Annotated in this window: 7 protein-coding genes; all 7 read right to left on the bottom strand. The window is 35.2% G+C overall.

The genetic code is table 11. The features are described 5' to 3' along the window. Positions 1-52: 52 nt before the first annotated feature. The 7 genes from ACJJV4_RS10520 to panC all read right to left on the bottom strand — a co-directional run bounded on the left by ACJJV4_RS10520 (position 53) and on the right by panC (position 13,934). Positions 53-4,090, bottom strand: coding sequence for a LamG-like jellyroll fold domain-containing protein (locus ACJJV4_RS10520; protein ID WP_405294160.1), 4,038 nt, complete (start codon positions 4,088-4,090; stop codon positions 53-55). A 402-nt stretch (positions 4,091-4,492) separates the two neighbouring features. After that, positions 4,493-8,743: a LamG-like jellyroll fold domain-containing protein gene (locus ACJJV4_RS10515; RefSeq protein ID WP_405294158.1), complete on the bottom strand. Its 4,251-nt coding sequence runs from the start codon at positions 8,741-8,743 to the stop codon at positions 4,493-4,495. Positions 8,744-9,093: 350 nt separating this feature from the next. Further along, on the bottom strand, positions 9,094-10,452 hold the full coding sequence (gene radA / locus ACJJV4_RS10510) for a DNA repair protein RadA (protein ID WP_405294156.1): 1,359 nt from the start codon (positions 10,450-10,452) through the stop codon (positions 9,094-9,096). A 33-nt stretch (positions 10,453-10,485) separates the two neighbouring features. Continuing rightward, the gene (locus tag ACJJV4_RS10505) at positions 10,486-11,637 is read right to left on the bottom strand and encodes an alpha/beta hydrolase (RefSeq protein WP_405294154.1); all 1,152 of its coding nucleotides are present in this window, start codon (positions 11,635-11,637) and stop codon (positions 10,486-10,488) included. 95 nt (positions 11,638-11,732) lie between these two features. Next, complete coding sequence (locus ACJJV4_RS10500) at positions 11,733-12,713, bottom strand: YbhN family protein (protein WP_405294152.1); 981 nt, start codon at positions 12,711-12,713, stop codon at positions 11,733-11,735. A gap of 5 nt (positions 12,714-12,718) precedes the next feature. Continuing rightward, positions 12,719-13,069, bottom strand: a complete 351-nt coding sequence (panD, locus tag ACJJV4_RS10495; RefSeq protein WP_042499542.1) for an aspartate 1-decarboxylase — start codon at positions 13,067-13,069, stop codon at positions 12,719-12,721. A 13-nt stretch (positions 13,070-13,082) separates the two neighbouring features. Then, on the bottom strand, positions 13,083-13,934 hold the full coding sequence (gene panC / locus ACJJV4_RS10490; protein ID WP_405294149.1) for a pantoate--beta-alanine ligase: 852 nt from the start codon (positions 13,932-13,934) through the stop codon (positions 13,083-13,085). Between the last annotated feature and the right edge of the window lie 77 nt (positions 13,935-14,011).

Below are 14,011 nucleotides of genomic sequence, written 5' to 3'. Positions count from 1 at the left end.
AAAAAGACCACATAGGTTGTGGTCTTTTAAAATATGTATTTGAAATTAACAATTAGTTAATAACAATTTTTTTAGTAAGTACCTCATTGGCTTGTGTTCTTAAGCAAACAACATAAGTTCCTGTTGCTAAATTGTTAAATTTAATACCATTATTTAATTCTGTAGAGGATACGTTTTGTTGTTCTAAAACGGTTTGACCTCTCATGTTAACCAAAGCAAGCTTAGTAACCTCGCTATTAAGTTTTTTAGCATAGAAGGTGTTTTCTTTGTTTTGGAAGTAGATAAAGTTTTCTGTAGTTGTCACCTCTTCATTACTTAAGGTTTGTGCTTCATCTTGAAATACAATTTCGAATCTTTTATTGAAAACACCTTGAGTAGACGTAAAGGTGTAGCCTGTGTCTTGTTTTAAATTGTGATATAAGCCTAATAAATTATCGCGTAAATAGATTTCTTGGTTTTCGTCTAAATTAATTTCTTCTGTTATTTTAATCTCGAAGCTATTATCTCCTGAAGATTTAAAGTTTAGCGGTACAACCTTATCGTCTGTTATTTGACTATAGGCTTGCATATTCATGTTTTTACCTTCCAGGTCTAGGTTTAAATCGTTGTTGTTTGTATCGTCAGATTCGGCATCATAACCATAATCATAACTATCTGATGTTTCTTCGCTAAAACCTAATAAAAGTTCTCGTTTTGCTTCAGGTCCGGTTGTTGAGTTAAACTCTAATCTAATTTTTTGAAAGGTTGTTTCTTCTGGTGTTTCACTTGTTGTATTAGTCGTTTTTGCATTTACACCTTTAAGAAAAACAGATCCTGTAGTGCCTGATCCGTTTGCATCGGCTTCTTTTACAAACACACGTTGACTATTATTAAACTGCACTTTTCCGGTTGCTGTAATTTCAGTAACAAAACCTTGTCCAACAGGTAAGTATTTAGTTGGTAAAAGTGTTCCGGCTTCCCCGCCAATAGTTTCATCAGCAAGCCCTACAAATTGACGAGCTCTAGTAGATCCTAATTTATTAACTTGTGCATAACCAGCATTGTAATCTGATAAATTATGAGATGCACCACTCCATTGTTGCCAAATTTGCAATGTACCATCTATTACGCCTTCATTGTCATCGATGAATTTATGAATGTCAATGGCTGATGCATAAGGGTTTCCTAGTAGGTATTCTGTTTTAGAAACGCTAGCTACCGATCCATCGCCGCCTTTATCGATAACATCTATTAGAATAGTACCGTTATGAGGTTTTCCTTCAAAAGTATATTCTTGTGTGTCCCCTGGAGCTCCAGTTCCTTTTTGAGTATATCCTACACCGGCGTTAAGAGGCGCTGATATTGAAAGTTTTCTCCAATCCCAATAGGTTAATCCGTTAGTGAAGGTGTATAACCAATAGGTGCTAATACTTCCTGAGCCACTGTAACTAGAGGTAAATCGACCTTGTAAACCAGGGTTGAATTTAATCATGTCTATGTTAAAGGTTGAATTATTAGAGTTATTGATAGCGGCATTATTATCTGTTAAAGCAGTAGCTGCTGTAGCTCCTACAGGAGAAGACCAATAGTTGTACCAATATACATTTGAAGTTCCTTCTTGTCTTCTTAATATTTTACCATTTTCAGAGGTTACTAAATCACTGTTTATGGTTTGTAAAAGCTGTGAGTCGCCCATTAAATCTAAGGCTCCGTTTAGTTCTAAATACCAGTTGTTTTCAACTTGGTTATCTCCGTTTATAGTTAAGGTTTTACTAGAGTCAATAAATAAGCCTAAATTTTTCACGGCGTGGTTTGCTTCCACATTATTTTTAACGTGTACAATACTCCAGTCTTTATTATCGCTTGTGCTTGTTATATCCCAAACATCACCATGTAGCCATGTGTTTCGTGCTGTCCAATCTCCATCATTTACGGTTTCATAAGGCATTGGCGCTGTTTGCTCTTGTATAGTGGTTATGTTGTGCAGGGTTAAATGGTTACCAGAGTTTGAAAAATCTGAGGTTGTCGAGGTTTTTATATCTGTCATTGGGTAATAACCTTGAAGGCTTGACCACGGTATAGTTTGCCCGTTTGTACTAGAATCACTAAAGTCAACTAAGTTTTTTGGAACAATGGTTCCTTCAACATTTCCGTTTACTTCCTCTATTTCTTGGTAGATAATTTGTTGAAGTTGATTATCAGTTAAGGCTTTATTAAATACTCGTACTTCATCTATTTCACCATTAAAATGATCTGCCCCAGCTACGCTTGTATTTGTTGGGTATCTTCCTATTGTAAATTCTCTTGTTGCATAAATATGTTTCGATCCGTTATAATTTTTTGTTATAAGCTCAGAATCAAGATTAGGGTCACTTATGGTATTTAATAGCTCTCCATTAAGAAATATTTTTATGGTTTTAGTTGATGAGTTGAATACACCTGCTACGTGGTACCAAACATCATTGTTCATTTTTATATTGAATGAAGGGTCTGGTTGTGCTTGAATGTTATTGCTCGGGTAATTGCTGCCTGCTGTTACCTGAGCTTGCGTTATTACAGTAAATGCAGGGGTCCTGCCTTTTGTAATAAAAAGTTTCAGGGATTCTTGGCCTGCTATGCTATATGTTTTAGGGAGATTTCCTGAGTTAGTGTTTTCTATTTTTACCCAACTCATAATGGTGGCTTCGTTCCAATCTGTAATAAAGGGGTCCGAATCAAGATAATCGTCAACACCATCAAAATCTATAGTAGCTTCAGATATAAAAATATCTAGTCCATCTCTGTAATCTAGGTCTCCACCTAAAGTTAAATCTCCGTCTGTATCAGGTAAAATAGATAAGTCCGAAGGGTTGTTAATATCATCATTTACATCTAAAGGGTCGTTTGTGTTCGATCCTTCAAAGGCATTATCTAAACCATCGTTATCAGTGTCTGTGCCAGATATAGTATTCGCCATTCCGTTTTCTTCAATATCTGGAGTTCCGTCGTTATCACTATCTAAATCTAAGTAATCCGGAGTTCCGTCACCATCTGTATCTTCAGGAGATAAGCCGCTACCATAATTATTCCATAATCCTTGATATAATCCGGTCGTGTTAACAGTTCCGCTTGGTGCATTGTAGCCTAAAGTGGATTGTGCTTCAACATTGTTTGGAATACCATCGTTATCTGAATCTAAGTCTATAGGAGCAGCGCAAACAAAACTATAAGCAAATGTGTCTAAACCATGCGGCTCATGAGTGTTAGTAGCCATTTGTCCAGAAATAACAATGTGTTTAATAGATATTTTTTTAATACCAGAATCTGCAGTTATACCGAATGTGTTTTCAATATTTTGCCCAGATGCTATGGATCCTTTTAGTACACCATCGGCATCGTATAACTTTAAGTTTGCTACAACATCATTTCCAATAAAAGTATTACTAAAGTAACCTACGAGGTTATCATCGGCATAAACTTCATAGTTGCTAACGGCTCCTGTGTCTAGATTAGTGTCGTAAATATCGACCATATCCAAACTAAACGATCTCACAGGAACTGTAAAATTTACGTTTACAGTATAGTAATCTCCAGTTTGTGCCGCGGTTTCAGGATATACATAAATAGCATGGCCAGAATTAGCGGAGGAAAAACCACCCGATGTGGTTGATCTTAATAAAGCTATTCTTGGTGAGGTTGTTCTTCTGTAGTAGTTAGATTCGTAACTTATTGTACCATTTGCAAAAGTACCTACACTAGTGTTTGCACTACCCGAAGTCCAAGAGCTAGCCGGGAAACTATAGTCGTTTACACCGTCTAAAACTGTTAATGCTTCTCCTTTAGAGAAAACTTCTTTTTCGAACCCCGATTCTTGGTACCCCAAACCATTCGTGTTGTTACCAATTGTAAAGACTTTTAAGCCGTTTTTGGTCCAAGTTACCGCATCTGATTGTGCGTTAGCGCTACCTGAAATTGCGGGACAAGTATATGGAGGATCGATAATACCATCGTTATTGCTGTCAACATCGTATTCATCGTATACACCATCGTTATCGGCATCTTGAGAAAGAGCAAATTGAGAGGTTAAAAGTCCTCCCAATAGAAAAAGTAATAAGTGTAGTTTTATTTTCATTTATATAATAATTATGCACATTAAGTAATCTTGCATTTAGATAATCTAATTTGTGTTTTACGGAAATTAAATATTAGACTAAATTTTAGAATGAAGAATAAAATATGGTTTAGATACTTTATGCGTCATTACAAGATATTTTAACTTGTTGTTAAATTGTTTTAGTTGAAACTAAACTCGAGGGAAGAATATTTCAAATAATTAAGCCTTATACTGTTGAGACCCATTATATTAAATACGGTCACAAATGTAAATTAAATAAATGAGTAAAAAAAGCAAAAATCAGATTAAAAGCATTTTTATTCGGTGAAATGTTTTTATTTATACTCTATTTTATTATGTCGGAGCCTAAAAAGACCACATAAGTTGTGGTCTTTTAAAATATGTATTTGAAATTAACAATTAGTTAATAACAATTTTTTTAGTAAGTACCTCATTGGCTTGTGTTCTTAAGCAAACAACATAAGTTCCTGTTGCTAAATTGTTAAATTTAATACCATTATTTAATTCTGTAGAGGATACGTTTTGTTGTTCTAAAACGGTTTGACCTCTCATGTTAACCAAAGCAAGCTTAGTAACCTCACTATTAAGTTTTTTAGCATAGAAGGTGTTTTCTTTGTTTTGGAAGTAGATGAAATTTTCTGTAGTTGTAACCTCTTCATTACTTAAGGTTTGTGCTTCATCTTGAAATACAATTTTGAATCTTTTATTGAAAACACCTTGAGTAGAGGTAAAGGTGTAGCCTGTGTCTTGTTTTAAATTGTGATATAAGCCTAATAAATTATCACGTAAATAGATTTCTTGGTTTTCGTCTAAATTAATTTCTTCTGTTATTTTAATCTCGAAGCTATTATCTCCTGAAGATTTAAAGTTTAGCGGTACAACCTTATCGTCTGTTATTTGACTATAGGCTTGCATATTCATGTTTTTACCTTCCAGGTCTAGGTTTAAATCGTTGTTGTTTGTATCGTCAGATTCGGCACCATAACCATAATCATAACTATCTGATGTTTCTTCGCTAAAACCTAATAAAAGTTCTCGTTTTGCTTCAGGTCCGGTTGTTGAGTTAAACTCTAATCTAATTTTTTGAAAGGTTGTTTCTTCTGGTGTTTCACTTGTTGTATTAGTCGTTTTTGCATTTACACCTTTAAGAAAAACAGATCCTGTAGTGCCTGATCCGTTTGCATCGGCTTCTTTTACAAACACACGTTGACTATTATTAAACTGCACTTTTCCGGTTGCTGTAATTTCAGTAACAAAACCTTGTCCAACAGGTAAGTATTTAGTTGGTAAAAGTGTTCCGGCTTCCCCGCCAATAGTTTCATCAGCAAGCCCTACAAATTGACGAGCTCTAGTAGATCCTAATTTATTAACTTGTGCATAACCAGCATTGTAATCTGCTAAATTATGAGATGCACCACTCCATTGTTGCCAAATTTGCAATGTACCATCTATTACACCTTCATTGTCATCGATGAATTTATGGATGTCAATGGCTGATGCATAAGGGTTTCCTAGTAGGTATTCTGTTTTAGAAACGCTAGCCACCGATCCATCGCCGCCTTTATCGATAACATCTATTAGAATAGTACCGTTATGAGGTTTTCCTTCAAAAGTATATTCTTGTGTGTCCCCTGGAGCTCCAGTTCCTTTTTGAGTATATCCTACACCGGCGTTAAGAGGCGCTGATATTGAAAGTTTTCTCCAATCCCAATAGGTTAATCCGTTAGTGAAGGTGTATAACCAATAGGTGCTAATACTTCCTGAGCCACTGTAACTAGAGGTAAATCGACCTTGTAAACCAGGGTTGAATTTAATCATGTCTATGTTAAAGGTTGAATTATTAGAGTTATTGATAGCGGCATTATTATCTGTTAAAGCAGTAGCTGCTGTAGCTCCTACAGGAGAAGACCAATAGTTGTACCAATATACATTTGAAGTTCCTTCTTGTCTTCTTAATATTTTACCATTTTCAGAGGTTACTAAATCACTGTTTATGGTTTGTAAAAGCTGTGAGTCGCCCATTAAATCTAAGGCCCCGTTTAGTTCTAAATACCAGTTGTTTTCAACTTGGTTATCTCCGTTTATAGTTAAGGTTTTACTAGAGTCAATAAATAAGCCTAAATTTTTCACGGCGTGGTTTGCTTCCACATTATTTTTAACGTGTACAATACTCCAGTCTTTATTATCGCTTGTGCTTGTTACATCCCAAACATCACCATGTAGCCATGTGTTTCGTGCTGTCCAATCTCCATCATTTACGGTTTCATAAGGCATTGGCGCTGTTTGCTCTTGTATAGTGGTTATGTTGTGCAGGGTTAAATGGTTGCTAGAGTTTGAAAAATCTGAAGTTGTCGAGGTTTTTATATCTGTCATTGGGTAATAACCTATTAAGTTATTCCATGGTACAGTTGTTCCTGTTGGAATATCAACAATATCTTTTGGTATGGTTGTTCCTCTAACGAGTCCTGAATTATCTTTTATTTCTTGGTAAACAAGTTTTTGTATTTGATCTTCGGTTAGTGCGTTGTTAAATACACGAACTTCATCAATTTCACCATTAAAATGCTGCATGTCAGAATGGTTGCGTGATCTGCGACCTATTTCAAAATTTCCTGTCCAACTTGATGTGTTTCTAATGGTTTGACCAATTTGATTTGCTTTTACTGATTTTGTTTTTATTTTTCCATCGATATAAATCACCTGAGTTCCTGTTGCTGCAGAAAATGTACCGGTAACGTGGTGCCACTCATCGTAATTAATACTAATACCGTTTACAACGCTTGTAATACCAGCAGTGGTTCTTGTTCCAAAAAGGAGTTTGTTGCCTTTTCCTCCTACATATAATCTACAAGAAATATCTTCGCCAGCAATAGTTATATTAGAGACGCCGGCATTTGATGGGTCTATTTTTATCCAAGCCATTATTGTGATTTCTCCTAAACCATCTAAAAGGCTTTCTCCGGTTAAATAATCGTCAACACCATCAAAATCTATCGATGCCGAAGATGGCGGGTTAACATTAAAATAATCTCTATAGTCTAGGTCGCCTCCAAAATTTAAATCTCCATCTGCGTCTGGAAGAATAGATAAGTTTGAAGGGTTTTCTATATCTTCATTTACATCCCAAACCGTATCAAAAATACTATTAGGTTCAAAAGCATTGTCTAAACCATCATTGTCTATATCGATATTTGTTGCGGTATTTGCTAAGCCGTTTTCTTCTATATCAGGTGTACCATCGTTATCACTGTCGATGTCTCGATAATCATGCGTACCATCATTATCTGTATCTGTTAAAAGTAATCCGAAGACATAATTGTTATATATTCCTGTAGAAGGATTTATTGTTCCGCTTGGCGCTATGTAATCTAAAGTGGTTTGTGCTTCTACGTTATCCGGAATTCCATCGTTATCTGAGTCGATATCCAAAAAGTCAAAACCGCCATTTCCATCTGTGTTAATAGGTGTTATTCCTGTTCCAGCGGAAGCAGGAATACCAATGGTAGTTGCTGTGGTGCCTATATCACCATCTGCTTTGCCATCATTATCAATATCGATACCTCCTCCAGCTTCTTTCACATCTGCAATACCGTCGTTATCACTATCGAGGTCTAAGTGGTTTGGAATGCCGTCATTATCATTGTCGAGGTTAGCACAAATACCATTAGGGTTTAAAGCACAGAAATCGGTATCTTGATAGTTAGGTATACCATCCGTGTCATGATCTGCGGAAGGATCTATTCCGTTAGATTCGTCTGTATCCTTAATACCGTCATTATCATCGTCTAAATCATCGACATCGCTTAATCCATCATTATCTTGATCTATTAATGTTAAGATGAAAAGTTTCCCGTCTCCATGGTCTGTGGTGGATGCTGTTAATTGTGCTTTTGTAATGAGTGAGCCATTTGGCGCGATATCATCTAAGTAAAACAATGCAATTCCAATGGTTCCTCGGTTTTCTACAACACGATCACTTAACCAATAATCTGAGCCAGCTGGAGGAGGATTAACGGCTCCAGGCGTCCCTATGTTACCGCTAGTACCTGTACCACCAAATCCCCATTTAACTGATGTATTGTTTACAAAAGTTTCTCCTAACGATTGTTCTGCACCGCCACCAACAGGAATTCCAAAGAGTTCTATATGGTAGCAATTATTAGCGCTTCGTTCGGTAATGGCAATAACACCGCTTGAACTTGCTATGATTCCTGTTCCATAGGTAAGGGTTTGTCGTTGGGCAGTGGTTGTTTCTTCTGAGGTGTAATTATTACAAATATTTTTTCCATTACCTACAGCTTCAAAATAATGATTTAGGTTTAAATCTTGAAAAGCGGCTAATGCAGAATTATTCCATGTGGCGCTTGCACTTGTTGTTTCTATATTTGTTCCGTTTAACTTAATATGGTTTGCTCCATCGCCGGTGGTGCCCAATTGCGTCATTTGGTAGCCAATAGGTATTCCGTAGTCTAAATAAACAATATTATTAACCGTAATAGTTTTAATAGTTGCCGGTTGGGTTGATGTAATTTGGGTGTCTGCCCATTGGAAAGTTACACCTGTTTGTATACTAGGCGCGTTGGTTTGTGCTATGGCGGAAGCAGTTATTAAGCTAACTAATAGCAGGTTTAATAGTACTTTTTTTGTCATAATTAATAGATTTGGGGAAAATCAAAATTAACTAGTTAAAATAATTGGTTTTTTTCTACATAGCTTTTTTTATAATCGTGACCATGTTTGTCTCAGTTACTGTTTCTTGTTCTAAATGAATGTGAAACAATAAATAAAATAAATTGTGCTTTAGATAATAAAAAAATACTGAAATGAAACTCGAGGGAAGAATATTTCAAATAATTAAGCCTTATATTTTGTGACTTAGTATGTTAAATATTAAGACAAAAGTATGTTTTTTTTTTATATTGTAAAAAAGTAAATTGTTTAAAGGTATATTTTTTCGGTAGACAGTTTTTTTCTTACAGATTAAAGTGATAAAAAAAATATTAAACAACAAAACCCACTAAATCTTCAATTTTTGAGATTAATTGAATTTTAATAACGGTGTTTTTTAGTGTGATTTTATTGTATTTAGACACGAAAATAGTTGAAAACCCAAGTTTTTCTGCTTCTAGAATACGCTGTTCCACGCGCTGTACAGGTCTAATTTCTCCAGATAAGCCAACCTCGGCTGCAAAGCAATAATTAGCAGGTAGGGCTTCATCTTCATTTGAAGATAAAATAGCGGCAACTACCGCTAAATCTATTGCGGGATCATCAACATTTATGCCTCCTGTAATATTTAAAAACACATCTTTTGCTCCCAATCTAAAACCGGCACGTTTTTCTAAAACAGCTAGTAACATATTAAGGCGCTTAGCATTAAAGCCGGTGGCGCTCCGTTGTGGTGTGCCATATACAGCTGTACTAACTAGGGCTTGCACTTCTATCATTAAAGGTCTCATGCCTTCTAGGGTTGCAGCAATGGCATTACCCGAAAGTTCTTCGTCTTTTTTTGAAATTAAAATTTCACTAGGGTTAGAAACTTCTCTTAATCCCGATCCTAACATTTCGTAAATACCAAGTTCGTGAGTTGAACCAAAACGGTTTTTTTGAGCACGTAAAATTCTAAATACATGGTTGCGATCACCTTCAAATTGAAGGACTGTATCTACCATGTGTTCTAATATTTTTGGGCCTGCTATATTGCCATCCTTAGTGATGTGACCAATTAAAATTACTGGAGTGTTGGTTTCTTTTGCAAATTTAATTAGCTCGGTAGTGCATTCTTTTACCTGTGAGATGCTTCCGCTAGATGATTCTATATAATCGGAATGTAAAGTTTGTATTGAATCTATTATAACAATATCTGGCTCTAAGGCTTCAATTTGCTTAAAAATATTTTGTGTTTTTGTTTCTGTTAGAATGTAGCAGCTTTCATTATTTGGGTTAATACGTTCTGCGCGCATTTTTATTTGCTTTTGGCTTTCTTCCCCAGAAACGTAAAGCGTTCTATATGGCAGTTTTAGTGATATTTGAAGTAGCAACGTACTTTTCCCAATACCAGGTTCTCCTCCTAAAAGTGTTAGAGAGCCGGGAACAATACCGCCACCTAAAACGCGATTAAATTCAGCGTCTGAAGTGTCTAATCGTGCTTCTTTAGATGAGTCAATTTCTTTTAGTCTTAAAGGTTTAGAAACTCTTTTAGCGTTGTTAGTTGGTGTTTTCCAATCGCTTTTTTCAGGTTTTTGTATAACCTCTTCAACTATGGTGTTCCAATTTTTACAAGCATTACATTGTCCTTGCCATTTAGCATATTGCGTGCCGCAATTTTGGCAAAAAAAAGTGGTTTTTACTTTAGCCATTTTCAAATTTGGAATTTAGTTTGTGTTTAGGTTCTAGTAACCGAAATCTTCTTTAATTAAATTGGCTTTTTCTAGCATTTCATCTTTGGTAATGCCTGCGATTTCTTCTAGTGTGTAAGCCGATTGGTAGGTTCGCATCGCTTTTTTAGGCTCGCCAGTTTCTTCGTAAAAACGTGCAATGTAATAAGTGCCTAAAAGAGTTTCGGGATATGCTTTTCTTGCTAGTTTACCTAAAGCTTCGTAATATTCGTAAAGTTCATTTTTTTCAATGGCTGCGGAAATGGCTTTAAAATCATTGATTAGAATTTTTTTGTCAATTCCAAATAGCTGATTAATGCTTTCGTATTTTTCTTCAAGGTATAAAACGGGTGAAATTTCTAACTCCAGTATCGTTTCTTTGTATTCCTTTTTTGAAATGGGTTGAAATACATGAAACATGTTTTCAATGGCGTTTGGAATGGCATGTGTTGGCGCCGAGTAGTGAGATGGTCCTTCGAAACTATCAAAATTATATGCTAAGTTTTTATTATCTAGAGCTGCAATATCTGTATTTAGTGTATTGGTCATTTTTTTTACAGATGATCCATCGTTATTTGTGTTTGCTAAATAGTAAAATATTTTGGATTCTGCTTTAGCTAGGCCTTCAGGAATATAATCTAACATGGCTGGCGCTAATTCTGGACTAATAGATATATAGCCTTGAAATAACGGTTGTGGTTTTAGTAAATAGTAGTTTATAAAATTTGCTGTTTGGCCATGGCCAACAGCAATTCTAAAGTTTACAGTTCTAAAAGTTTTTTCAATGTAAGGAACAAGTTCTTGACCTATAAACTCAAAAAAAGCAGCTCCAGTTTCAACAGGTAGAGAGTTTTGTTCAGAGTATAAACAATCTTCATATCGTGTTTCTATTTGATTTACACCAACTACAATAGATTCTGGCATATCTTCCCAATAAGAATAATAATCTACATTTCCGGCAACGGCTTCAAATAAGTAATCACCATCTAAAACTATAAAAATAGGGTAGCTTTTATCTTCGTTAGAATCATAACCTCGTGGTAGTTGAATTTTTATTTGTCGTGTTTCCCCTAGTTTAGAAGATTCGAAAGTTTCATATTTTACTTGGGCTTCAATGTTTATAAAGGTTAGGCTAAACAGAAAAACTAAAAGGGTAAGTTTCTTCATTTTAAAAAATGATTTGAGATTTAATTATGGCAAGGTAAGAAATAAGCGATTAGAATTCAAAAAAAGAAAAGTGTTGCGCTCTGTGTCCTGAAATCTTAATGTGCTGGCGGTTCTTGCTTTACGGTTTTCTTCCTGTTATAAATTGGTAAGTAAATTAGAGAAATACCTCCAAAAAGAATAACCATTAACGTTTGCGAGGCCCACATAATCCATCCAAAAGCGATACTTGGTTCTTCTGCAATACCAAAAATAGAGAATGCGGCGTAAATAGCTAAAGGGTAGGAGCCAATACCTCCGTTAGTTGCGGCAATACTAAAGCTCGCCGATATAAAACCTATTAAAATTGCTCCAGCGGAAATGCCATGCAATTCGGTTATAGAAAATGAAGTGACGTAGAACATGAGTAAGTACATTCCCCAAATAAAAAGAGTGTGAAAGATAAATGCCCATTTCTTCTTCATTTTAAAAATACTTAGTGCGCCTTCAATAAGTCCGTTAGCGAAATTTCTAATTTTTAAAGCGAGTTTGGATTTACTTCGTTTTATTAATCTTAGAAATAATAGACCGAGTATTACGCAGATAAAAAGAGCAATTCCGATTTTTAAGGGATTAAACTTTTCAATTAAGAAACCATATATAAAATCGAATTGTAGAAAAAGTGTAATTGCAATAATACCTAGCATAACTAACATATCGGCAATGCGCTCAGCAACAATGGTTCCAAAGCCTTTTTCAAAAGGTACGCCCTCATAGTTTGTTAATATAGACGCTCGGGCAACTTCGCCTGCTCTGGGTATGGTGTAATTTATTAAGTAGGTTGCAAAAACGGCCATAATGCTATTGCCAAATTTTATTTTGTAACCCATGGGTTCTAGCATAAAAAGCCAGCGATAAGAGCGAGATAGGTGACTTAATAAACCGAGAAAAACACCTAAAATAATCCAGGTATAATCGGCGTTTTGTGCGTATTCAATAACTTTACTAATAGATACTTTCGATAGTGAATACCAGACTAAAAAAACTCCCAATAATAATGGGAGTGTAATTTTAAGTATATTTTTTGCTCGTTTATTCAAATGGCTTATTTGAGTAAGTTGGTCGCTTCGTCAGGGAAAACTAACGACGGTTTAAAAACTTTAGCTTCTTCTATATCCATAAAAGCATAAGTTATTAAAATAAGCACATCGCCAGGAGCAACTAGTCGTGCCGCGGCTCCGTTTAGGGTGATTTCCCCACTATTTCTTGGTCCAGGAATGGCATAGGTTTCTAGTCTAGCGCCGTTATTGTTATTTACAATTTGAACTTTTTCACCTTGAATAATGTTAGCGGCTTCCATTAAATCCTCATCAATAGTGATACTACCAATGTAGTTTAAGTCGGCACCGGTTACTTTTACTCTGTGTATTTTAGATTTTACTACTTGAATTTGCATGCGGCAAAGATAATTAATTTAGTGCGATATTATCAATAAGTCTAATATCGTCTGCATACACTGCTATAAATGCCCTATATGCTTTGTTGTTCGATTTTCGTTTTAATGGTTTTAAGGTTTCAACTTCGGAAATTATGAAATATTCTAATTTTAATAAGTCATGATTTTTAAATTGTTTCTCAACCCATTCCTTTACTTTATTAGCACTTTTTGTGCCAAATTTTATTTTGGCAGTTTTTAGTGTTTCATATATGAAGGGGGCAGCGGTGCTATATTCCGGTTTTAATCTTGTGTTTCTAGAGCTCATTGCTAAGCCGTTAGTTTCGCGATGAATTTTGCATCCTACTATTTCTAGTGGTATTTGATGTTTTTCAACTAGCTTTTTAATAATTTGTAGTTGCTGAAAATCTTTCTCACCAAAATAAGCTTTGTTTGGTTTTACAATTTCAAAAAGACGTTTTACAATGGTGCCAACACCATCGAAATGCCCATTTCTAAACTTGCCTTCCATTTCATGTTCTAATCCATCAAAATCGAAAGTTTCAGAAACGGTATTACCATCGTAAACATCATCTACAGTGGGAGCATAAACCATAATTCTGGTTTCGCTTACTGTTTTTAATAATGCAATATCGTTTTCTAAAGTTCTCGGGTATTTGTCGAGATCATCAGAATTATCAAATTGAGTTGGGTTAACAAAAATGCTAACCGCAACTAGATCGTTTTCTTCTAAAGCCTTTATTACTAATTGTAAATGTCCTTCGTGTAAAGCACCCATGGTAGGTACTAATCCTAGAGTTTGTTTTTTAGCTTTTTTGGCATCAATTGCAGCCGTAATTTGTTGTTTTTCCGAGTAAACTTCCACCTTTTATTTAAAATTTAACGCTTGCAAACTTAAGATTTTACAAGCAATCTGCATAAAATTTTGTACTTTTGCGTGTT

The sequence above is a fragment of the Algibacter sp. Ld11 genome, assembly GCF_045066735.1.
In the GTDB taxonomy this organism is placed as follows: Bacteria; Bacteroidota; Bacteroidia; order Flavobacteriales; family Flavobacteriaceae; genus Algibacter.
Note: the sequence above shows the minus strand (reverse complement) of the source record. Positions and strands in the feature narration are given on the sequence as shown.

Excerpts from the sequence above, each read along its gene's own strand:
- radA (WP_405294156.1), bottom strand. The coding sequence starts at position 10,452 with ATGGCTAAAGTAAAAACCACTTTTTTTTGCCAAAATTGCGGCACGCAA.
- panD (WP_042499542.1), bottom strand. The coding sequence starts at position 13,069 with ATGCAAATTCAAGTAGTAAAATCTAAAATACACAGAGTAAAAGTAACC.
- ACJJV4_RS10515 (WP_405294158.1), bottom strand. The coding sequence starts at position 8,743 with ATGACAAAAAAAGTACTATTAAACCTGCTATTAGTTAGCTTAATAACT.
- ACJJV4_RS10505 (WP_405294154.1), bottom strand. The coding sequence starts at position 11,637 with ATGAAGAAACTTACCCTTTTAGTTTTTCTGTTTAGCCTAACCTTTATA.
- ACJJV4_RS10520 (WP_405294160.1), bottom strand. The coding sequence starts at position 4,090 with ATGAAAATAAAACTACACTTATTACTTTTTCTATTGGGAGGACTTTTA.